Consider the following 23,153-nt stretch of genomic DNA (forward strand, 5'->3'; position numbering starts at 1 on the left):
GGTGTAAATTTTGTGATCAACCCGAAAGTTGATTTCACCTATCAATACCTCTGGGATCCCAACTCTATCAATCCGCTCTCTCCCCTCACCAGCGAACAATCGCAACAGCACATCGCAAAGTGTAAGCAAAGGTTTTCATTTTCTATTTTCTGTCTTACTTCGCTCGTGTCCGCTCACATTTGCGACGTCCTGACGGGCAATCTGCTTGAACAGACAGCCGTTTTCCGTAACACTGGCGGGATGTAAGCGTTTACCCACAACAGGTACTATCATGGCGACCATAAAGGATGTAGCCCGACTAGCTGGTGTATCAGTCGCCACCGTTTCTCGAGTGATCAATGACTCCCCCAAAGCCAGCGAAGCATCGCGTCTGGCTGTAATGAGTGCAATGGAATCACTCAGCTACCACCCCAACGCCAACGCGCGTGCGCTGGCACAACAATCTACTGAAACCGTCGGTCTGGTAGTCGGTGATGTGTCCGATCCGTTCTTTGGGGCAATGGTTAAAGCTGTCGAGCAGGTGGCCTATAACACCGGTAACTTTTTACTGATTGGCAACGGCTACCATAACGAGCAAAAGGAACGTCAGGCGATTGAGCAGCTTATTCGCCACCGCTGCGCAGCCCTCGTGGTCCACGCTAAAATTATCCCGGATGCCGAGCTGACATCATTGATGAAACAAATCCCCGGGATGGTACTGATCAATCGAATCTTACCGGGATTCGAACAACGCTGCGTTGCGCTGGACGACCGTTACGGTGCCTGGCTGGCAACCCGTCATCTTATTCAGCAGGGCCATACGCGCATCGGTTATCTGTGTTCCAACCACAGCATTTCAGATGCGGAAGATCGTTTGCAAGGCTATTACGACGCGCTGGCGGAAAGCAATATTCCGGTAAACGATCGACTGGTCACGTTTGGCGAGCCCGATGAAAGCGGCGGCGAGCAGGCAATGACTGAGCTGCTTGGTCGCGGCAAAAACTTCACGGCTATCGCCTGCTATAACGACTCAATGGCGGCGGGCGCTATGGGTGTATTAAATGATAACGGCATTGATGTGCCGGGAGAAATCTCGCTGATTGGTTTTGATGATGTACTGGTTTCACGCTACGTGCGCCCACGGCTGACGACGGTACGTTACCCTATCGTGACGATGGCAACCCAGGCCGCCGAACTGGCGCTGGCGCTGGCCGAAAAACGCCCGGTCCCGGAAATCACTCACGTCTTTAACCCAACGCTGGTACGTCGGCATTCCGTTTCGGCGCTGACTGAGCCGGGAAATTCTTTGTCAAACGATTAATCAGGATTGCGTCATGACAACGATGTTAGACGTTTCACGACATGCAGGCGTATCGAAAGCGACCGTTTCACGCGTACTGAATGGTACGGGGCAGGTTAAAGAAAGCACGCGCCAGAAAGTCTTCAACGCCATGCAGGCATTAGATTATCGGCCTAATTTTTTAGCGCGCTCACTGGCAAACCGCACCAGCAACAGCATTGGTTTAGTGGTATCTACATTTGATGGCTTCTACTTTGGTCGCCTGCTACAACAGGCTTCGCGCCAGACGGAGTCTCACGGTAAACAGCTGATTGTCACCGACGGCCATGACACACCAGAGCGTGAGCAGGAAGCCGTTCAAATGCTGGCCGACCGACAGTGCGACGCCATTATTCTCTACACCCGCTACATGAGCGAAAAGGCGATTATGTCGCTGATGAGCCGCATTGATATGCCATTGCTGGTCATTAACCGCGACGTCAGCCAGGCCCGCGACCGCGCAATTTTCTTTGAACAGGAAGACGCGGCGTTTCAGGCCGTCGATTACCTCATCTCGCAAGGACATCGCGATATTGCCTGTATCACCGTACCAGGCCATACACCAACCGGTAAATCTCGGTTAATGGGATATCGTAAGGCGCTGGAAAAAAACGGTATTCCCTGGGAACCCGCCAAGGTCAAATACGGTGATTCAACGATGACCAGAGGCTATGAAGCCTGTCGTGAACTGTTGGATGAAGGAGTGATATTCAGCGCACTGTTCGCCTGTAACGATGACATGGCGTTAGGTGCATCGAAAGCATTACATCAGGCTGGACTAAAGATCCCCGAGGATGTTTCGTTGTTTGGTTTTGATGATGCGCCCAGCGCGAAATGGCTGGAGCCGGGGCTGTCTACCGTTTATCTGCCGATCGATACCATGATAACCACGGCAATCGATCAGGCTATCCGTCTGGCCAACGGCGAAAGCGTGGAGCCGATCCCACCGTTTACCGGCAAACTGGTGTTACGGGAATCGGTGACAACGGGGCCGAACTTCACGTAATCAGATGCCGGATGGCGGCTTCGCCTTATCCGGCCTACAGGCCCCACAGTTTATTTCGTAGGCAGGATAAGCGTAGCGCCATCCGGCGTTTCATAACGCTGTATTCAGATTAATTCCAGCGCTAACAGCTCATCAATAGTCTGACGACGGCGAATGAGTCGCGCCACGCCGTTATCGAACAGAACCTCCGGCAGCAGCGGGCGGCTATTGTAGTTCGACGACATCGACGCGCCATACGCACCGGTATCATGCAATACCAGGTAATCTCCCGGCACTACCGCAGGTAATAGACGGGTTTCGACTTTACCGCCTTCCTGTTGGGTAAAAACATCGCCCGATTCGCACAGCGGCCCGGCAACCACCGTCTCAATCTGCGCCGCATTATCCAGCGAGCGGCCATCCCCGGCCAATGCGGAGATATGGTGATAGCTGCCGTACATTGCTGGCCGCATCAGATCGTTGAAGCCCGCGTCGATCAGCACGAAGTGGCGACTGCCCATCTCTTTCACACTGCGCACCTGCGCCACCAGCACACCCGCTTCGGCCACCAGAAAACGTCCTGGCTCGATCTCAAGCTTCACCGGATGCCCCAGATGTTTGGCGATTTGCTCTCGTGCGGCGTTCCACAGTCCGAAGTAGTGATCGGTGTTGATCGCCTCTTCTCCTTCGCGATATGGGATCGACAAACCTCCGCCCGCAGATATAGCCTCCAAATCCTGACCTAATTCAACAACCTGACGCACCATCGCGCCACACACTTGCTCCAGATGCCCGTAGTCCACACCGGAGCCGATATGCATGTGAATGCCCACCAGTTTCAGTTGATAACGCTGAATCACCTCCAGCGCCGCCGGAAGGTCGCTATACCAGATACCGTGCTTGCTGTTCTCGCCGCCGGTATTGGTTTTCTGACTATGCCCGTGACCAAAACCTGGGTTGACGCGCAGCCATACACGATGCCCTGACGAAACCTGGCCCAGTTGTTCCAGCATATCAACCGACCCGGCGTTTACTGGAATACGTAGCTCATGCACCCGGGCCAGCGTCGCCTGGTCAATCATATCGGCGGTAAAGACGATTTCATCATTCTCCGGCACAAAACCTGCTGCCAGCGCACGTTCAATCTCACCCAGCGAGACGGAATCCACCTTCACGCCCTGCTCACGCATCAGACGCAAAATATGAATATTCGAGCAGGCCTTTTGGGCAAAACGCACCACATCAAACTGACTCAGTTTGGCTATCTGCGCGCGGATAATCTGCGCATCGTAAACCCATACCGGACAACCGAATTCGGCGGGCAGACGCAGCAGGTTATCTGCGGTCAGGTCAGTATCAGTGCTGTTGAGTGGACGTGGCATGGTGTGCTCCGGTATTGGCTTTTTTATGATTACGCCACAGCCCGAAGAGAATAAAAAATATCGTTTTATCGCGAGTCTATGCAAAAATGATATGGAATGTTTATTTGAGGATCGCCGATGCCTGCCGTTAACTTGCGCCACATTGAAATTTTTCACGCCATTATGACAGCAGGCAACCTGACGGAAGCCGCACGGATGCTGCACACGTCGCAGCCTACCGTCAGTCGCGAGCTGGCAAGATTTGAAAAAGTTCTGGGGTTAACACTGTTCGAACGTACGCGAGGCCGACTGCATCCCACAGTGCAGGGGCTACGCCTGTTTGAAGAGGTGCAACGTTCGTGGTATGGCCTGGACAGAATTGTGAGCGCCGCAGAGAGCCTGCGTGAGTTTCGTCAGGGTGAGCTGTCGATTGTCTGCCTGCCAGTGTTCTCACAGTCCTTTTTACCGCCGCTGCTGCAGCCATTTCTCGAGCGCTATCCGCAGGTCAATATTCAGATAGTGCCGCAGGAGTCGCCGCTGCTGGAAGAGTGGCTGTCGGCACAGCGCCACGATCTCGGGTTAACTGAGACCCTGCATACCCCCGCCGGGACTAAACGCACTGAATTACTGTCGCTGGATGAAGTTTGCGTGCTGCCACAGGGACATCCGCTGACCGGGAAAGCAGTATTAACACCGCAAGATTTTCAGGGGGAAAACTATATCAGCCTGTCGCGCACCGACAGTTATCGCCAGTTGCTGGATACCCTGTTTAATGATCATCAGGTCAAGCGCCGAATGGTCATAGAAACGCACAGTGCCGCATCAATTTGTGCGATGGTACGTGCCGGCGTGGGGATCTCGGTAGTGAACCCGCTGACCGCCCTGGATTACGCAGGCAGCGGGATTGTAATCCGGCGTTTTAGTGTTTCGGTGCCTTTTACCGTCAGCCTGATCCATCCACTGCATCGCCCGGCATCCGCGCTGGTTGATGCTTTTACAGCACATCTACAGGCCCATCTCCACCGGCTTACTGACCCGCTGGAGGCTATTTTACAATCTCAGGTGAAAGCATAAACGTCACGGCATCCTGCGCATGGATCGCCGCGGTATCGAAGACCGGCAACGGGCTCATTTCAGTGGGAACCAGCAGGCCAATTTCGGTGCAGCCAAAGATCACCCCTTGTGCCCCCTGACGAGCCAGTCGCTCAATCACGCTCAGGTAATAATCGCGGGAAATTTCGCTAAATTCACCAAGGCACAGTTCCTCGAAAATAATCTGGTTTATTTTCTGTCGGTCGTCAGCGTCAGGGATTAGCGTGCTAATGCCAAATTCCATCTGTAAACGCCCACGATAGAAATCCTGTTCCATGGTGTAACGCGTGCCCAACAGCGCGACGTTACTCATCTTCTGTTGTTGTATGGCCCGACCTGTTGCATCGGCAATGTGCAAAAACGGGACATCGCAGGCCGTTTCAATGGCCTCGGTCACTTTATGCATAGTGTTGGTACACAGCACAATTCCCTCAGCTCCCGCTTGCTGTAACCCCACCGCTGCCTGCGCCAGGATCTCCCCTGCCCGCTGCCAGTCACCGTTCGACTGACACGCTTCAATCTCATGGAAATCGACGCTGTGCAGCAGAATTTTCGCAGAATGCAGACCGCCCAGATTCTGCTTAACCCCTTCATTAATCAGACGATAATAAGGAATAGTAGATTCCCAGCTCATTCCGCCTAACAGACCGATCGTTTTCATCATTTACCCTTATTCGTGGTTGTCCTCCCAGTGAACCAAAGATGTGATCAACTTTCCACATCTGCCGGCGCACATTTCCTTTTTTTATTTTCTGATATAAATTTAATGAAATAATGTTTCATTTTATTGCAAGGATATCGAATGTTTATTTTTCATAAAGAAACCACGCTTGAAGATCTGGGTAACGGCGTTACCCGGCGTATTCTGGCTCACGATGGCAAAATGATGGCCGTGGAAGTCAATTTCGAGCAGGGCGCAGTTGGCCCGATGCACAGCCATCCGCATGAACAACTCACGTACGTTTTATCGGGCGAGTTTGAATTTACGATTGGGGAAGAAAAGCATGTCGTCAGTGCAGGAGACACCCTGTACAAGCAACCCAATATTATGCACGGCTGCGTCTGTTTACAGCCGGGAACATTACTCGATACCTTCACCCCGGTACGCGAAGACTTCCTGCAGGCGTAATCTCTCTATTCTCGAACCTTGTTATACAAAAATGCCGGGTATCGCTTACGCTTGCCCGGCCTGCACGAGACGTCATCCGACACTGCGCCTCACTACTTACACCCCAATATCTCTTAACTTCTCGCCAGCCATCAGCTTACGTTCGATATGCTCAAGCGTAACGTTTTTGGTTTCAGGAATAAGCCAGAAGGTAATACCAATAAATACGACGTTCAGTGCGGTATAAAGCCAGAACGTACCGGCTGCGCCAATGCTGTCGAGTAACGTCAGGAAGGTTGCGCCGATAATCATGTTCGACACCCAGTTCGTGGTGGTGGAACAGGTGATACCAAAATCGCGACATTTTAGCGGCTGAATCTCAGAACACAGGATCCACACCACCGGCGCGGCGCTCATTGCGTAGCCGGCAATACACATCATCGTCATGCCAACTGACAGCCAGGATAGCCCACTGGAAGCCGTGCCGTTATCAAACTGCATCAGGCAATAACCAAGCACCAGCGTCCCAATGGCCATCACGCTGAAACCAATTTTCAGCGCCGGTTTGCGTCCGGCTTTATCTACTGTAAAAACAGCAATAAAAGTCGCGAACATAAAGGTTAAGCCAACGACTAACGTGGCAATCATCTGCTGTTCAGTCGTGGTAAAACCGGCCATTTTAAAAATACGTGGGGCGTAGTACATAATGATGTTCATCCCGGTGAACTGCTGCATCGCCTGCAGTAACATCCCAAGAAAAACTGCGCGGCGCACGTTACGGTTAATTTTAAACAACGCCCAACCGCCCTGCTTCAGCTTCAGGCTTTCACGAATTTCGTTCAGTTCATCACGGGCCTTTTCTGACGTATCGCGCAGCATGCGCAATACTTCTTCGGCTTCGATGTGGCGGCCTTTCTCCGCCAGCCAGCGCGGGCTGTTTGGCAGGAAAACAACCAGGATAATCAGTAACACCGCCGGAAGCGCCAGCACGCCCAGCATAGCGCGCCAGTTACCGCTGTAGCTAAACGCCGTATCAGATAAAAAGGCCAGTACGATCCCCAGCGTTACCATCAGTTGATACATGCTGATCATCTTGCCGCGCACGTTCTCACTGGCCATTTCGGAGAGATAGAGCGGCGCGGTGTAAGAGGCGATACCTACGGCAACGCCCAGTACCACGCGGGCAAAAATGAGCATTTCCACGCTTGAAGCAAATGCTGACCCCAGGGAACCAACGACAAACAGGATCGCCCCGGCCATCAGACTGTATTTACGTCCCAGGCGGAATGACAGCCAACCGTTAAACAGCGCACCAATTGCCGCGCCAAGCATCATACTGCTGACCACCCACTCCTGCAGGCGACTGGTCAGGACAAAGTGATCGGTGATGAAAGGCAACGCGCCGGCAATTACGCCGATATCGAGGCCAAATAACAACCCTGCGACAGCCGCAGAAATAGAGACAAACAAGTTCATACGTCGCGTATCGCGCTGCGTACGCGGTGTTAAAGCAGCTTCATGATTAATTGAGACCATTTTTTCCTGCCAGATACAGAGTAAGCCATGTCGATGAAAGTAAGGGATCCCTTACAGGAAGCGTCAGGCGGGAAACGGCAAAAACATGGATAAAATTGCTGCACCACATCGTTATGTGATGGATATTCCAATTTTAAAATTTATCGCTAATTACTCAATTAAATTTAATGCACTGATATTAAAGAGTATTAATTATTGCCAACCCATATATATATAATTATGTATGGATTAACTTATAAACAGAATATGGACTAAAATAACTTAACACCAAAAAAAACCCTGCCATTGGCAGGGTTTGTTGATGCTGGACGGTAAATTAACGCGCCAGCCACCCACCGTCGACCGCAACGGTATAACCGTTAATGTAGTCAGATGCGCTGGACGCCAGGAACACTACTGGCCCCATCAGATCGCTTGGCAGACCCCAACGGCCCGCCGGGATACGATCGAGAATTTCGGCGCTACGCTGCTCATCAGCACGCAGTTGCTGCGTGTTATTGGTCGCCATATAACCCGGCGCGATCGCATTCACGTTGATGTTATGTTTTGCCCACTCGTTGGCCATCAGACGGGTGACGCCCATTACGCCGCTTTTAGACGCGGTGTAAGACGGCACTCGGATGCCGCCCTGGAAGGAGAGCATAGAGGCGATGTTGATAATTTTGCCGCCATTACCCTGCGCGATAAAGTGCTTCGCCGCCGCCTGAGACATGAAGAACACGCTCTTAATGTTCAGGTTCATCACGTCGTCCCAGTCTTTTTCGCTGAAGTCGATAGCATCGTCACGACGGATAAGACCGGCGTTGTTGACCAGAATGTCGATATGACCGAATTCTGCGACCGCACGCTCCAGCAGTGCCGGAATACCATCAATCTGACGCAGATCGGCGGTCAGGCTTAAAAAACGGCGGCCCAGGGCGGTAACACGTTCGATGGTTTCAGTCGGCTCAACAATGTTGATACCCACGATATCGCAGCCCGCTTCCGCCAGGCCCAGCGCCATACCCTGACCCAGACCGGTGTCACAACCCGTCACAACGGCGGCTTTACCTTCAAGAGAGAATGCATTCAAAATCATTGTAAATCCTTAAATTTTTATAATGCCCGCCACAGGCAGGCAAGGCTGTCGCCCGCAACTAGCGCAGATCTTTGACTGCAACATGGTCCATATCATCAAAGACCTGGTTTTCGCCGACCATGCCCCAAATGAACGTATACGCTTTTGTGCCGACGCCGGAGTGAATTGACCAGCTCGGAGAAATCACCGCCTGCTCGTTGTGCATCACTATATGACGCGTTTCCTGAGGCTGCCCCATCATGTGGAAGACACAGGTGTCCTCTTCCATATTGAAGTAGAAATAGACTTCCATACGGCGTTCATGGGTATGGCACGGCATGGTGTTCCACAGGTTGCCCGGCGCCAGTTCGGTCAGGCCCATGCTCAGTTGGCAGGTTTCCAGTACGTCCGGCACAAAATACTTGTTGATGGTACGGCGGTTACTCGTGAGATCATCACCCAACGTCACTGGCGCAACGTCGGCTGGGGTCACTTTTTTGGTTGGATAAGTCATGTGTGCCGGCGCGCAGTTATAATAGAACTTGGCGGGTTTTGCAGGGTCAATGCTTGCAAAAACAACTTCTTTTGCCCCTTTACCGACATACAGCGCATCGCGATGACCAATTTCATAACACTGACCGTCAACGGTAATCGTGCCCGGTCCACCGATGTTGATCACGCCTAACTCACGACGCTCCAGGAAGTAGGTTACGCCCAGCTGTTTGCCAACTTCACCACCCACAGAGACGGTTTTGCCCACAGGCATAATGCCGCCAACAATGATGCGGTCGATGTGGCTGTAGACCATGGTGTATTCATCTGCGACAAACACTTCTTCTACCAAAAACTCATTACGCAGCGCCTGGGTATCCAGGGTTTTCGCATGCGCACTATGGATGCTTTGTCTTACGTCCACATTTACCTCCAGTGATAAATTGACCGTGAATTCTTGAGCGATAGCAAAACGCCGTTCCGTTTTACCTAATGCGTTCATGATATCCCTCCCGGGACGGGTTTTCAATTATAACTAAAACGATGTTTCACTTTTTCCGCATCTTATTATCAAAAGTGTAAGTGCGATCACGCCAGCGCGTATAAATAGCGAAATAGGTTTAAATAAAATCATTGAATAACAATAAGATAAATTTATTCATTCACTAGAGGTGGGGATAAAAAATGGAAAATTCAGCCGAGTTTATAGGCCGATAAGACACCTTTTCTAACAAAGTGCGCAGTTAATCACATGAAATGAAACAATGTTTTGATAAGTTGACTGTGTTTAGAGTGTATGTTTCTGTAACTGGCCTTGCCCTCCTGCTGGAGGGCTTTTTTACAGGTGCAGGGAAAACACTTAGAAAGGCGTTTAAGACGGTAAATGTAAGATCGTTAATCTCGTTCGATAGCGAGTGCCACCCCCTGGCCGCCGCCGATACATAACGTTGCCAGCCCTTTATGCGCCCGACGCTTCACCATTTCATGTACCAGTGAAACCAGAATCCGGCAGCCTGATGCGCCAATCGGATGACCGAGCGCAATGGCTCCGCCGTTCACATTCACCCGACGCTCGTCCCATTCCAGCATTTTCCCAACGGATAATGCCTGCGCGGCGAATGCTTCATTGGCTTCAATCAAATCGACATCCGCCAGTTGCCAGCCGACGCGCTCAAGGCAGCGACGCGTCGCGTATACCGGAGCTATCCCCATGAGCGCAGGATCGACACCGACGCTGGCAAAGGCGCGAATGCGCGCCAGTATGGGTAAATTCAGCGCCTGCGCTTTGGCTTCGCTCATCATCATCACCGCGGCAGCGCCATCATTGATAGATGACGCGTTGCCCGCCGTGACCGAACCGAGTCTGTCGAAGGTAGGATCCAGACGCGCCAGCCCTTCGGCGCTGGCATCGGTGCGCGGCTGCTCGTCGGTATCCACCACAAAGGATTGCCCGTTACGCTGGGTCACTACCGGCACGATCTCATCTTTAAAGCGCCCGGCATCAATTGCCATCCGCGCTTTGTGCTGCGAATGAAGCGCGTAGGCGTCCTGTAATTCGCGGCTGATACCATATTCCCGTGCCAGGTTTTCCGCGGTAACGCCCATGTGATAATCGTTGAAGGCATCCCACAGACCGTCATGTACCAGGCTGTCGACCAGTTGGCTGTTCCCCAGCTGTGCGCCGGTGCGGCTATCGGTAAGGACATGCGGGGCACGGCTCATATTCTCTTGCCCGCCCGCAATCACAATGTCGGCTTCGCCGCACTGGATAGCCTGGGTCGCCAGATGCAGCGCTTTCAGGCCCGAACCACAGACATCGTTAATGGTGATGGCGGAAACGGTATTGGGTAGCCCACCATTGATGGCAGACTGACGCGCCGGATTCTGCCCGGCACCTGCGGTAAGCACCTGACCGAGGATCACTTCATCCACAGCATGAACGTCCACGCCCGTGCGTTCCAGTAACGCCCTGACTACCATGCTACCTAATTCAACGGCAGAGTGGCGCGCCAGCGTCCCCTGGAAGCAGCCAATCGGTGTCCTTAACGCCCCGACTATCACAACCTCTTTCATCACCACCTCAGCGCAAAATAACACCGCAATAGTAGATGATTGTTAAAAAGAGTTATCAAGGTTGTTTAAAAACGGTGATTTTTATCACAAAGGAAATTCGTATCATTTATTGGTCATCTGAACGCCACTCTGCTGTAAATGGTCGCGCAACCAACTTCCCGCCACGCCTGGCGGGGATTTCTTATTCCACAACAGATCGATAGAGATAGCCTTTGGCCAACCGGGCAGCGTCAATGGAACCAGCGGCTTTTCTGCGGCAAATTCTTCTACCAGCGCGCAAGGCAGCGCGCACCAGCCGAATCCCTGAACCGCCATACTCAGCAGCAACAAATAGTTGGGAGCAGACCACACAGGGCCGCGCGCCACGTTGGTACGGCTTTCCAGATAGGTGTTCAGACGCAGCTCGCGCCAGGTATGCAGCTGTTCCCACTGCAGTTTTTCCTGCGCCGCCAGCGGATGCGAAGCCGCAACATATAATCCCATCCAGGTTTGCATCGGCAGGCGCGTGACGCCCATGTCGGTCGGGTAATCCTCCCGCGCTTCGATCAATCCCACCTGAGCACGTCCTTTTTGCAGCAGATCGATCACGTCCTCGTCTTCACCAATCAGACATTCAAACTCGGTATGGGGAAACTTACGGTCAAACTGCACCATCAGTTCTTCCAGCACATCCGGATGCAGCGTATCTGACAACACGAAGGTCAAACGCGCTTCCGTTTCACCCGACAGCGAAATCGCCGCTTCGTCCAGACGATCGCTCGCTGACAGAATGGCCTGCACATAACCCAGCACCCGCTTACCTTCTTCGGTCAGCGTTGGCTGGCGTGATGAACGGTCAAACAGCGCAAAACCAAGGTCGGCTTCCAGATGCGCAATGGCCGTACTGATGGTGGACTGGCTTTTGCGCAGCCGCCGGGCCGCAGCAGAAAATGAGCCGCAGGAAACGGTCTCTACAAATGCCGTTAACGCTTCAGGAGAGTAACGCATGAACTATCTACTTTATCGATGGATACTATCTTTTAGATATCACATAAAACGATAAAATTGCCACCATTCCGTTATCCGGGCATCAAAGAAGGTTTTAGGTTATGCAACACGATACAGTCCAACGTCGCTCGTTAATGGAGCGCATTTTTCATGCCGTCTGCTTTGAAGGCATTGCCACCGCTGTTCTCGCACCAACCACCGCATGGTTGATGCAGCGCTCGGTACTGGAAATGGGCGGGCTGACCATTCTGCTGGCAACGACAGCAATGATCTGGAATATCATATATAACGCCCTGTTTGACCGCTTATGGCCGTCACATCTGGTGAAACGTACGGCTAAAGTACGCGCATTCCACGCGTTAGGTTTTGAGAGTGGTTTTATTGTGATCGGGGTGAGCATCGTGGCGTATGTGCTGAACGTCAGCCTGTTTCAAGCATTCACGTTGGAAATAGGTTTCTTCCTGTTCTTCCTGCCGTACACCATGTTCTATAACTGGGCATATGACACGTTACGCGAGCGTGTTATGAAGCGTCGCCAGCAGCGCGTTACTGCCTGATAATTCAAACAATAGCCGGAATTTTCTCAATTCCGGCTATTCATCCATTCACCAGCCCACTTGTTCACACCTCCCCCAGCCCCTCTCATTTGTGGTAAATTGCGCTTCTTTTTGTTTATTTTATAGTTGATACGTTCAAATAATGTCGAAATTTTGGTCAAAAGAAGAGACTCTCTGGAGCTTCGCACTATATGGGACTGCCGTCGGCGCAGGAACCCTCTTCCTTCCCATACAGCTGGGTTCTGCAGGCGCGGTGGTACTGTTTATCACCGCACTCGTCGCCTGGCCTTTAACCTACTGGCCGCACAAGGCGCTGTGCCAGTTTATCCTGTCGTCAAAAACCTCTGCAGGTGAAGGGATCACCGGCGCGGTCACCCACTACTATGGCAAGAAGATAGGCAGCCTGATTACGACGCTTTATTTTATTGCCTTCTTTGTGGTGGTGCTGATCTACGCCGTGGCGATAACCAATTCACTCACCGAACAGTTGGCAAAACATATCGAGATTGATCTACGCATACGCATGCTGGTAAGTCTCGGCGTGGTACTGGTGCTGAATTTAATTTTTCTGATGGGTCGCCAGGCCACCATCCGGGTGATGGGCTTTCTGGTGTTCCCGCTCATCGCGTATTTTTTATTCCTTTCGCTCTACCTGACCGGAAGCTGGCAGCCAACGCTACTCACCGGCCAGATGTCTGTCGATCAGCACACGCTTCATCAGGTTTGGATATCTATTCCCGTGATGGTTTTCGCTTTTAGCCATACGCCAATTATCTCCACGTTCGCCATTGATCGACGTGAGAAATATGGCGAGCAGGCCATGGGTAAATGCAAAAAAATCATGAAGGTAGCCTACGTCATCATCTGCCTGAGCGTGCTGTTTTTCGTTTTCAGCTGTTTGCTTTCGATTCCGACAAACTATATCGAGGATGCAAAAAATGAAGGCGTGACCATTCTGTCAGCACTATCGATGATGCCAAACGCGCCGGCCTGGCTGTCAATCTCCGGGATTATTGTTGCCGTCGTGGCGATGTCAAAATCGTTCCTCGGCACCTACTTTGGCGTAATTGAAGGGGCGACAGAAGTTGTAAAAACGTCGCTGCATCAGGTAGGTGTGAAGAAAAGCCGGGCCTTTAACCGCGCCCTGTCCATTATGTTGGTCTCAAGCATCACGTTTATCATCTGCTGCATTAACCCGAATGCCATTTCAATGATTTACGCGATCAGTGGGCCGCTGATTGCCATGATTCTGTTTATCATGCCGACGTTATCGACCTATCTGATCCCGGCGCTGAAGCCGTACCGTTCAGTGGGGAACCTGATAACGTTGATTGTCGGTCTGCTGTGTGTATCTGTGATGTTTTTTGGCTAAATGACGTTATCAACGGCTCATTCATCAGTGTGTGGATGAGCCGTTAAACTGACTTATTTGATGTACGAATCCAGCACTTTCAGGACAACGTCCAAATCCTCTTCACGCTTTATTTCATCGCCCTGATGCACAATGTGCTCGGTCAGATGACCTTTAATCACTTCGCGCATTAATCCATTTACCGCCCCGCGGATCGCCGCTATTTGCTGCAATACCGCCGCGCATTCATGCGGTTCATCCAGCATGGTTTTCAACGCCGCTACCTGCCCCTGAATCTTACTGGTTCGGGCTTTCAGCTTCTGTTTGTCGCGGATCGTATGTGACATAACTTTACCTTTTTAACGTCTGGCTGTAGCGACAATACCATCGACATTCTACTGGGGGGTAGTATTTGATACTGGGGGGGAGTAGAATCCGGTGAAACAAAACAACTAAGAATCATTCTCATGGGTGAGTTTTCGACGCTTCTTCAGCAAGGCAACGCCTGGTTTTTCATTCCCAGCGCGATCTTATTGGGCGTGTTACACGGTCTGGAACCGGGGCATTCCAAGACAATGATGGCGGCCTTTATTATCGCCATAAAGGGGACTATCAAGCAGGCGGTGATGCTGGGGCTGGCGGCTACCCTGTCGCATACCGCTGTGGTGTGGTTGATTGCGCTCGGCGGGATGTATATCAGCAAAGCGTTTACAGCCCAGGCCGTGGAGCCCTGGCTGCAGTTTGTCTCGGCGATAATTATTCTCGGGACCGCATTCTGGATGTTCTGGCGGACCTGGCAGGGAGAGCAGAACTGGCTGGCCCAGACGCATCACGACCACGATCACGGGCATCACCACCACCATGATCATGACGATCATCACCACCACCATCATGACCACGATGACGATCATCACCATCACCATGACCACGATCATAACCATGCCGCGTTAGCAGGGCTGAGCGAGGGTTCGAAAGAGTATCAGGACGCGCACGAACGCGCACATGCCACCGATATTCAGCGCCGCTTTGCGGGCAAAGAGGTCACCAACGGCCAAATTTTATTGTTTGGCCTGACCGGCGGGTTAATCCCGTGTCCTGCGGCCATTACGGTACTGCTGATTTGTATCCAGCTCAAAGCCTTTACGCTGGGGGCAACGATGGTGCTGTGCTTTAGCCTCGGGCTGGCGATAACGCTGGTAACGGTGGGCGTGGGCGCGGCAATCAGCGTGCAGCAGGCGGCCAAACGCTGGAGCGGATTTAACACGCTGGCACGCAAAGCGCCCTATTTTTCCAGCGTGCTCATCGCGATGGTCGGCGTATATATGGGGATTCACGGCTATATGGGGATCGTCGGTTAATATATGGGAGCGCAGCAGCGATAGCCGCTGCGCGTAGAACCAGGCTAGCTTGCGACATTCCCCCACACCAGTTGCCCTTTATGGAAGGTCGCAGTGCGTGGGGAGATTCGCGCGACCGCTTCCGCCGAGCAGGAGGCATCCACCAGCACAAAGCTGGCTTCATCCTGCGCTTTCGGCCAGACGCGCTCACCTTTATCGTTAAGCGGCAGCACATCACCGGTAGCGAGAAACAGCGCCCGCGACAGGTTGAGTTCATTCGGGCGAATATAGAGCTGCGCGTACAGATTCGCCTTCTCCAGCATGTCTCCCAGGCCGTACGGCGACCAGTGGTCAATCACGCTGTCGGTGCCGGTAATCACTTCCACGCCTTTGTCGCGCAGCTGTTTTAGCGGCATGTGCATCGTGCCAATCGGCACCGTCGAGGCAATGGTAATCTGCTGCGCCGCCATGCGGGCTGCCAGTTCATCCACCTGCTGCTCGTTCAGCGTAGACAGCGCAAATGCATGGCTGATGGTCAGTTTTCCCTTCAACTGCGGGGTTTTCTCAACCGTTTCCACCATGTAATTCACCGCCGCCACGCCCGCCGGACTGGTTTCATGCAGATGGATATCCACGCCTTTGTTGTAATCGAGCGCAATCTGGAACATGGTATCGAGTGATTTTTCCATCGCGCCGTCGACGCTGGTTGGGTCCAGACCGCCGACATACTGCGCTCCCGCCTGCATCGCTTCACGCATTAACGGTTCAGATTTTGATAACAGCAGGCCATGCTGCGGAAACGCCACGATTTCGCAGGCAAAACCCGGCTGGCGACGCGCCAGCACCGCCTGCAGGTTCTCCAGGTTTTTCAGTCCGGAAACCGGTTCGATATTGCAATGACTGCGGGCAATCGAGGTGCCTTTTGATTGCAGCAGATCGATAAGCTTTTCCGCCCGCTCCTGGGTATAAGGCTGGAGTTCAGGCAGCAGCTTTTGCTCCAGGCGGATCATATCCTGAATGGTGGTGCCCGCCGGACGGTTCAGCGAACGCCAGGGACCGCCGTAAAAGGTTTTATCCAGATGGATATGCATGTCGCGCATGGCGGGCAGCATCAGCTTTCCACCCGCATCGTAGTGCGGCAGCGCCGCATCCGGATGCTGCTTATTCTCGCGCAGCGCAACAATTTTCCCGTCCTGGATTTCAACGGTTTGCAGCGCGGTACGGGTATGTACCACCACCGAGTTTTCGTAATCAAACCCCGCTTCCAGCAGGACGTTATCCAGGTAATAGTGCTTATCGTTAATCGTCATTGTGCTCTTCGACCCGCAGGTGTTCCCGACAGGATTAGCAGCATACGCGACCGGGGCGACTGCGCCAAACAGCGCGGCAGCAGTGACCATTTTTCCGCTCTGGCTTAAAAATTCACGGCGGCTGTTACTTTCCTTCATTCGCATCTCCTCTCAGGAATGGACAATATGGGTGCCCGTTTCACCGCGCAGTGCGGCGGGCAGGCATTCCGGCGTGGTGATGATTACCCGCTTACCGCCGCGCGCCAGGAACGTCAGGCTGGCAACGATTTTGGGTAACATACTGCCCGGCGGGAAGTGACCTTCCTGCATGTAGCCGGTCATTGTCGCAATATCCACCGTATCCAGCGCCTGCTGGTTGGGTTTGCCGAAGTGAATACACACTTTCTCTACGCCGGTGGTGATCACCAGAATGTCGGCGCGGATCTCCTGTGCCAGCAACGCCGTGGAGAGATCTTTATCAATCACCGCATCCACGCTGTGATAATCCCCGTGCTCGCTACGCACCACCGGGATGCCGCCGCCACCCGCACCAATCACCACAAACCCCTGCTGGGTCAGCGTTTTGATGGCCTCTGCTTCAACAATACGTTTGGGTTCAGGGGAAGCCACAACCCGCCGGTAGCCGCGCCCCGAATCCTCGACAAAGCGCCAGCCCGGATTGACCCGCAGCAACTCATCGCGCTGCGCTTCGCTAAAGAACGCCCCGATAGGCTTGGTCGGATTAGCGAAGCCCGGATCGTTTTTGTCGACCTCCACCTGCGTGACCACCGTAACTGCCTTCTGCTCACCGCGCCGCGCCAGACGGTTATTCAGCGCCTGTTGGATCAGATAACCGATACCGCCCTGAGTATCGGCAACGCAGTTTGCCAGCGGGGTAAGCGGCAAACCTTCGCGTTCGTGCGCGATTTCAGCACGCCGGAGATCCAGCCCCACCTGCGGCCCGTTACCGTGTGTCAGCACAATGTTGTAGTCCGATGCCAACATCTCCAGCACCGTGTCCGCCACCGCCTTCACCGCTTCAGCCTGGTGCTCAATCGACTGGCTGGCGTTATCTTTGATAATGCTGTTGCCGCCAATGGCAACGACCACAAGTTCTTTCATCGTATTTTCTTCCGCTTGCAGGCGATTCAGGTTGTTTTCGTCGGTTCCTGCTCAGGCGCAGTAGCCGCTTCACGACTGTCGAGAATATGTTTGACGACAAACATGCCGCTCATCATCAGGTAGGCCACAACAAACATCATCGAGCTGCCCTCAGCAAAGCCAACTGCCGGGGAGTGGATCACGCCAAACAGCGACAGCAGTGCCCCAAAGGCTGCGGCAATCGCCCCGCGTAACGGCTTATTCATAATGGCGAAGATAGCGACACAGCCCCACAGCATGCTGGCCAGCGGCGCGCCGCTTCCCAGATGCACCAGTCCGTCGTAATAGACGCCTTTGCTGTGCAGCAGGTCACTGCCCAGTTTCCCCGCAGAGGTTCCGGCGGCGCCCATCACGCTGTTAACGATGGTCAATGCCCAGTTGGCAATCCACGGGAACAGACAGATGAAGATGACGGGAACCTCTACTTTGGGTGTTTCTCGTACCACCTGGTTGGCGGTCACCACGCCGATAAACACCAGAATCGGCACTATCGCAGTCATCGGAATAATGGCGAGCATAAACGCGCCCAGCCCAAACAGCGGTACCAGGAACATGGTGATGCCTGAAGCGAGGGTATAGCCGATGCTGGCGCCCATCGCTTTCCAGCCCGCATGCCCAACATACACGGTCACCGGGAACGGATTGCCCAGCATGCAGCCGAGCATGGAGGCAAAGCCATTCGCCATCATCACCTTACGGGTGTTGTACTCATCCCCCGCCGCGTGCGCACTTTCAATGTTCTCAAGGTCGAAAATGTAGTTCGCCAGACCCAGAGGAACCGCAGAAGCCAGATACGGCAGCGCGTGCGGCAAACCTTGCAGGAAGCTGTCGACATGAATTTCCGGCGGGTTGAAGCCAAAGGAAGACATCGACGCTTTAATGGCTTCCGGGCTTTGTAAACCGGAGATCCACGCCAGGGCCGTACCGGCAATCAGCAGCAGCAAACCGGTAGGAATACGGGCAAAAATCGGCTTCTTACCGAACCAGTTAATGAAGATCAGCAACAGGACGATGAAAGAGACGGTCGGCGCTTCGAATGCCTGCAGCATCGGGTTCATCGCCAGCAGCAACAGTCCCAGGCCGGACAGACAAGAAAGCAGTACCGTACGTGGGATCATCTTGCGGATGGTTTCGCCCAGGAAGGAGCCGCCGACCAGGATTAACGCTTCTACAAAGCACCATACCAGCGCTATCTGAATCGCAAAGTTGGCATCTTTGGTTTGCTGATAAACCGGCATCAGTACCAGGAAGGTGACGGTAAAGATTGACGGTGCGCTCGGTCCGGACGGCAGCGCCGTCACGTCTTTACGCCCGGTGTGCTTTGCCATCTGCAGGCCAAACCAGGCGTAGCAGACGCTGGCCACCAGCACCGCCAGACCAAAGGCAGGCGCAATGCGACCATAGACAATTTCGGTAGGGATCCCGACGACAAAAATGAGCAGCCCCATCATTGTCAGCAGGTTAGTCAGGTTGTTGGTCATCAGCCCAAAGTAAGCTGCCCAGTCACCACGTTTCCATTCTAGTTTTATGCTGTTCATGGAATATCCTTAACAGGTTAAGCATCGTTTGCGATCGCGGAGATCGCCCAGCCCTGCAGGTAAGCAACGTTTTTCGCTTCGCTACTGTGGGGCTAACCGCGTCAGCCCCGATTGTTGTTATTGGCAGTAGCGGTCGCGCCAGTTGAGGATCGCCTTTTCAAAACAGGCGAACGGCGGGTGGACTATTCCGGCACCGATCATGCCGATCCCCGCGTCTTTGTGCGCAATTGCGGTGTTGATCACCGGCAAAATGCCGGTGCTGCCCACGCGCGTAATATCGATAGCGGTCGGTACGCCCATAAAACCAAGCAGCGGAATGGTGACGTTGGGGTTTTCGCCGAGAGTGATTTCACGCATCTGGCGCGAGAAATCAACGGCCTCTTCGACCGTACCACCGACCAGCGCCACGATAGCCGGTGCCGTCGCCATGGCGAAACCGCCAATACCGTAGGTTTCGGTAATCGCGCTATCGCCGATATCGCGTCCTGAATCTTCCGGCTTATAGCCCGCAAACATCGGGCCAATCACCTGTTGCGCCGGACCGGTAAACCACTGACCCGGTAAGCCGCTGATGCGCAGACCGAACTCAACGCCGTTACGCGCCATCGTCGTCACCACGGTGCTGTATTCAATGCCGTGTGCAGCGTCCATTGCGGCTTTACACATCGCCATCCAGGTCGGCCCGGAGAAGTAATCGCTGCTGAGGACGAATTCGAACACCTCACGCTGCTGCTCAACCGGATAACCGGTCTGAATAATCCACGGCGTCAGCGCCTGAATCAGCAGCGCCGTCCCGGCATTGTTACGGTTATGGCACTCATCGCCCATGTGTAGCGCCTGCGCCAACATCAGGCGCAGATCGATTTCGCCCGCCAGCTTCATGGCGTCGCGCAGCATCGGTCCCAGCACATCACGCATCCAGTTCAGACGATCGATAACGCTCTGATCGTTCGCCCCCATGCGCAGGATCTTCGCCATCTGCTCGCTCATATTGGTATATGCGCGGTTGCCGTAGGTTTTGTTCTCAACGATGTGCATAAACATGGATGCTGACGTCACACCCGCCATCGAGCCAACGCAGTCATGCTCGTGGCACGGAGAGAAGATAATTTCGCCCGAGGCGGCCAGTTCGGCGGCTTCATCCAGATCTTTCGCCAGCCCTTCAAACACCAGCGCACCGGTGACTGCGCCCTTCATTGCGCCGCACATTTTTTCCCAGCGGATTGGCGGTCCAGCGTGCAGGATGGTGTTGCGGGTCATCCCCGGCACGACATTGATTGCCTGGTCATAGCCAATCAGCACCGGATGCGACTGGATAATACGTTCCAGCGCCTGCTGGTTAGCGGCAGCGATTTTGTCTGCCAGCGGCGAATCGGCAATCTCGTCCAGTGCCGCAACCACCTGCATGTTGCCCTGGCCCGGCGGCGTCCAGTCGAGCTGGGTCACGGGAACGTTCTGCTTTTTCAGGTCATCGCTGAACATCGCGATACCGACGTTAATCACATTCAGCGGCTGGTTAAACAGCGTCTGGCTCATCAGGCTTCCTCCCCTTTACAGATAAATTCACGCGCCAGCAATCCGGTGTTGGTGCTACTGCTCGCCCAGATAACACCAGCATCAGTCAGCATCTGACACTGTTTTTCCAGCGATGGCGTATCAAGATCGGTTCCCAGCACATAGCCGAGGATCTCAAGCGGACGACCGTCTGCGGCGGCGATCGCTTTGGCTTCAACGATCGCATCGAGCATTACGCCAACCGGATCTTCATGCGATCCAAAGCCAAGCACAAAGTCCATCACGATCACGCCGACTTCAGGATCGCGCGCTTCCTGCAACAGACGACTAATGCGGTTGGTGGGATCGATCATCGGGTGCGGTTTACCGTTGGTGAAATCATCATCACCGAAATCAAGGAAGGTATGCGCGACGCTGCGATTGAGATCCGTGAGGCGGAATGCCGGGTCCGGATGAATGTTGCTGTACACTTCGGCATGTTTTTCCATGGCGGCAAACATCGCCTCATCGCACAGCGTGCCACCGCAGAACAAGCCACGGATGTACTTTTGTTGCGGGGTCAGACGGGCGCGAACCTCTTCAATCAGCGGCCAGTTGAGCGGATGCAGATCCAGGCTCTCTTTTTTCACGCCTGTCAGCAGTACCGCTTTCAGCGCAGCTTCTTTGGTGCCACGTGCGAACTGCAGCCCCGCTTCATCCGCAGGCGCGGCATCACGTCCAAGGAAACACACCACCACGGGCTTATGACAGGCGCGTGCACGTTCCAGTACCTTGCGGGCCACCGCAGGTGCAGGCGGTTTGGAGATCAGTGCAATGATTTCGGTTTGCGGATCGGCTTCCAACATGCCAATCGCGTCAAGCATCATCAGGCCGCCAATCTTTTCACTCAGATCGCGTCCACCGGTGCCAATCAGTTGGGAAATCCCGCCGCCAAACTCGTGAATGCGTACGCTCAGTTCCTGGCTACCGGTACCGGACGCACCAATAATTCCGATGTTGCCGCGACGCACTGCGTTGCCAAAACACAGCGCCGCGCCGTTAATAATGGCGGTTCCGCAGTCTGGCCCCATCATCAACAGCCCTTTTTCGTGCGCCAGTTGCTTAAGCGTCAGCTCGTCTTCAAGAGAGACGTTGTCAGAGAACAACATCACGTTGAGGTTATTTTGCAGCGCCTGACGCGCTTCACGCGCGGCAAACAGGCCATTGACCGAGATCACCGCCAGGTTGCTGTCAGGAACATGTTTCTTCGCGCTGGCGAGCGTAGCGTAGCGCGCTTCGTGCTGGCCGCCCTGCTCTTTATGCGTGAACAGATCCTCAATCGCCACCAGCGTCTGCTCGTTCGCCGCTTCGCTGGCGCCTTTAATGACAATCATCAGATCGCCACTTTTCGCCTCTTCCAGTTCAGGCGTGAGCAGGCCGAGATTCTTCAGCACGCCCTTATTCATTTCTGTCGCCATAGCCACGAACGCCTGCTCCACACCATCGAGCTTATTTGCGCGTGTTGAAATAGACATCAGTGAGACCGAATCAAAGTACGTATTCTTTTTAACAACTATCCTGATCGACATAATTCCCTCCGGACCTGTGGCTCAGGGCGCAGGCATCTGCCATACCGTACAGCATGTCGCAGCCAGAACTTGAGCCGATATTTTTAATATCAGTTATATATTGCGTAGAAACGGGTTGTTGCTCATTAATAATATGGTTCAGCAGTCGTGCGACACTTTCCCGATAGCGCTGATGAAAAGCCTCCTCCAGCGTAATTTTACTGAGTAATGTCGTATTATTTCCGTCACGCTGCAAGGCGGCTAAAAACTCTCCCCGATATTTTCCCAGCGGGTGTCCTGGAATAAATAAGATGGTACTTAGACCAACTAAATAATCATCCGATGATGGCGTCAGCCCAATCCCCAGACCAATTAAATGGCTGACCGCTGTAGAGATATTTTCTCCTGTACGCAACGCCGTCAGTAATGTTTGTCGGCGGTTGCGTAATTGACGGGTGATTTCCTGAAAAAACGGATTGTCACCCTGATACAGAAATAATGTGTCATCGTTTTTAAGCTGTTGGCGGATATCCTCTTCCCAGCGCTGCCACCGAATAGCCGCAAACGCTGTTGCATCTGGCGTCCACTGTGGCATTCGCCACGGCAGGCACCCGGAAGTCTCTATCCACTTATCCTTACCAACGACAATCCCTGATTCGGTAAAACTGACCGGCTCACCGGGATGAAACAGGTCTTCACAATGCGTCAGCGCCAGCCGACAGCTATTGGGCGCGTTATCACAGCCTTCACTCAGTAACGTCAGTAATCGCTGCTGCTTGGGTATGAACAGATTCACCGCGCGGGAAAAAACCTGTTCTACTCGCCCGGTTCCCCGGAATGAAAGAAACG

At 53.5% G+C, this 23,153-nt stretch carries 21 protein-coding genes; 7 read left to right on the forward strand and 14 right to left on the reverse strand.

The window, feature by feature from the left end; translation table 11 throughout:
* Positions 1-271: 271 nt before the first annotated feature.
* Positions 272-1,300 carry an HTH-type transcriptional regulator GalR gene (gene galR / locus FDX24_RS11500; RefSeq protein ID WP_048213115.1) on the forward strand — a complete coding sequence of 343 codons (1,029 nt, stop codon included), beginning with the start codon at positions 272-274 and terminating at the stop codon, positions 1,298-1,300.
* A gap of 13 nt (positions 1,301-1,313) precedes the next feature.
* Positions 1,314-2,324, forward strand: a complete 1,011-nt coding sequence (locus tag FDX24_RS11505) for a LacI family DNA-binding transcriptional regulator (protein ID WP_048213116.1) — start codon at positions 1,314-1,316, stop codon at positions 2,322-2,324.
* 104 nt (positions 2,325-2,428) lie between these two features.
* Here FDX24_RS11505 and lysA read toward each other — a convergent pair whose 3' ends face one another.
* Entirely contained in the window at positions 2,429-3,685 is a 1,257-nt protein-coding gene (gene lysA / locus FDX24_RS11510) for a diaminopimelate decarboxylase (RefSeq protein ID WP_137364334.1), read from the reverse strand.
* A 117-nt stretch (positions 3,686-3,802) separates the two neighbouring features.
* On the opposite strand from lysA, the gene FDX24_RS11515 reads away from it, so the two are divergent.
* Entirely contained in the window at positions 3,803-4,738 is a 936-nt protein-coding gene (locus tag FDX24_RS11515) for a LysR family transcriptional regulator (protein WP_048213118.1), read from the forward strand.
* Here FDX24_RS11515 and FDX24_RS11520 read toward each other — a convergent pair.
* The gene (locus tag FDX24_RS11520) at positions 4,710-5,417 is read right to left on the reverse strand and encodes an aspartate/glutamate racemase (protein ID WP_137364360.1); all 708 of its coding nucleotides are present in this window, start codon (positions 5,415-5,417) and stop codon (positions 4,710-4,712) included. The genes FDX24_RS11515 and FDX24_RS11520 overlap by 29 nt on opposite strands.
* Positions 5,418-5,558: 141 nt before the next feature.
* On the opposite strand from FDX24_RS11520, the gene FDX24_RS11525 reads away from it, so the two are divergent.
* Entirely contained in the window at positions 5,559-5,885 is a 327-nt protein-coding gene (locus FDX24_RS11525; protein ID WP_061068507.1) for a cupin domain-containing protein, read from the forward strand.
* A gap of 96 nt (positions 5,886-5,981) precedes the next feature.
* Here FDX24_RS11525 and araE read toward each other — a convergent pair whose 3' ends face one another.
* From araE to FDX24_RS11550, 5 genes are all read right to left on the reverse strand, one after another.
* Positions 5,982-7,400: an arabinose-proton symporter AraE gene (araE, locus tag FDX24_RS11530; RefSeq protein WP_061068508.1), complete on the reverse strand. Its 1,419-nt coding sequence runs from the start codon at positions 7,398-7,400 to the stop codon at positions 5,982-5,984.
* Between the two features lie 316 nt (positions 7,401-7,716).
* The gene (gene kduD, locus FDX24_RS11535) at positions 7,717-8,478 is read right to left on the reverse strand and encodes a 2-dehydro-3-deoxy-D-gluconate 5-dehydrogenase KduD (protein ID WP_137364335.1); all 762 of its coding nucleotides are present in this window, start codon (positions 8,476-8,478) and stop codon (positions 7,717-7,719) included.
* Between the two features lie 58 nt (positions 8,479-8,536).
* Positions 8,537-9,373: a 5-dehydro-4-deoxy-D-glucuronate isomerase gene (gene kduI, locus FDX24_RS11540; RefSeq protein WP_005123391.1), complete on the reverse strand. Its 837-nt coding sequence runs from the start codon at positions 9,371-9,373 to the stop codon at positions 8,537-8,539.
* A 470-nt stretch (positions 9,374-9,843) separates the two neighbouring features.
* Entirely contained in the window at positions 9,844-11,022 is a 1,179-nt protein-coding gene (locus FDX24_RS11545) for an acetyl-CoA C-acetyltransferase (protein WP_005123390.1), read from the reverse strand.
* Between the two features lie 102 nt (positions 11,023-11,124).
* Positions 11,125-12,009 (reverse strand): LysR family transcriptional regulator, encoded by an 885-nt coding sequence (locus tag FDX24_RS11550; protein WP_048213122.1) that lies wholly within the window; start codon positions 12,007-12,009, stop codon positions 11,125-11,127.
* Between the two features lie 101 nt (positions 12,010-12,110).
* Between FDX24_RS11550 and FDX24_RS11555 the strand changes: the two genes are divergently transcribed.
* Complete coding sequence (locus FDX24_RS11555) at positions 12,111-12,566, forward strand: multidrug/biocide efflux PACE transporter (protein WP_048213123.1); 456 nt, start codon at positions 12,111-12,113, stop codon at positions 12,564-12,566.
* Positions 12,567-12,708: 142 nt separating this feature from the next.
* Positions 12,709-13,938, forward strand: a complete 1,230-nt coding sequence (locus FDX24_RS11560) for an amino acid permease (RefSeq protein ID WP_048213124.1) — start codon at positions 12,709-12,711, stop codon at positions 13,936-13,938.
* Between the two features lie 53 nt (positions 13,939-13,991).
* On the opposite strand, the gene rcnR is transcribed toward FDX24_RS11560, so the two are convergent.
* On the reverse strand, positions 13,992-14,264 hold the full coding sequence (gene rcnR / locus FDX24_RS11565; protein WP_003825567.1) for a Ni(II)/Co(II)-binding transcriptional repressor RcnR: 273 nt from the start codon (positions 14,262-14,264) through the stop codon (positions 13,992-13,994).
* Between the two features lie 120 nt (positions 14,265-14,384).
* Between rcnR and FDX24_RS11570 the strand changes: the two genes are divergently transcribed.
* A complete protein-coding gene (locus FDX24_RS11570; protein WP_048213125.1) occupies positions 14,385-15,275 on the forward strand; it encodes a nickel/cobalt efflux protein RcnA in 891 nt (296 codons plus the stop codon).
* A 44-nt stretch (positions 15,276-15,319) separates the two neighbouring features.
* Here FDX24_RS11570 and FDX24_RS11575 read toward each other — a convergent pair whose 3' ends face one another.
* From FDX24_RS11575 to FDX24_RS11600, 6 genes are all read right to left on the reverse strand, one after another.
* Positions 15,320-16,702 (reverse strand): amidohydrolase family protein, encoded by a 1,383-nt coding sequence (locus FDX24_RS11575; RefSeq protein WP_048213126.1) that lies wholly within the window; start codon positions 16,700-16,702, stop codon positions 15,320-15,322.
* 12 nt (positions 16,703-16,714) lie between these two features.
* The gene (locus FDX24_RS11580) at positions 16,715-17,665 is read right to left on the reverse strand and encodes a carbamate kinase family protein (RefSeq protein WP_137364336.1); all 951 of its coding nucleotides are present in this window, start codon (positions 17,663-17,665) and stop codon (positions 16,715-16,717) included.
* A gap of 26 nt (positions 17,666-17,691) precedes the next feature.
* Positions 17,692-19,242, reverse strand: coding sequence for a xanthine permease (locus tag FDX24_RS11585; protein WP_105242191.1), 1,551 nt, complete (start codon positions 19,240-19,242; stop codon positions 17,692-17,694).
* Positions 19,243-19,359: 117 nt separating this feature from the next.
* A complete protein-coding gene (locus FDX24_RS11590; RefSeq protein ID WP_003033887.1) occupies positions 19,360-20,778 on the reverse strand; it encodes a DUF1116 domain-containing protein in 1,419 nt (472 codons plus the stop codon).
* Positions 20,778-22,325, reverse strand: a complete 1,548-nt coding sequence (gene fdrA / locus FDX24_RS11595) for an acyl-CoA synthetase FdrA (RefSeq protein ID WP_048213129.1) — start codon at positions 22,323-22,325, stop codon at positions 20,778-20,780. The genes FDX24_RS11590 and fdrA overlap by 1 nt, the downstream gene beginning before the upstream one ends.
* Positions 22,303-23,100 (reverse strand): DUF2877 domain-containing protein, encoded by a 798-nt coding sequence (locus FDX24_RS11600; RefSeq protein ID WP_137364337.1) that lies wholly within the window; start codon positions 23,098-23,100, stop codon positions 22,303-22,305. The genes fdrA and FDX24_RS11600 overlap by 23 nt, the downstream gene beginning before the upstream one ends.
* Positions 23,101-23,153: the final 53 nt, after the last annotated feature.

The organism is Citrobacter sp. wls716 (genome assembly GCF_005280975.1).
Lineage (GTDB): Bacteria > Pseudomonadota > Gammaproteobacteria > Enterobacterales > Enterobacteriaceae > Citrobacter > Citrobacter youngae.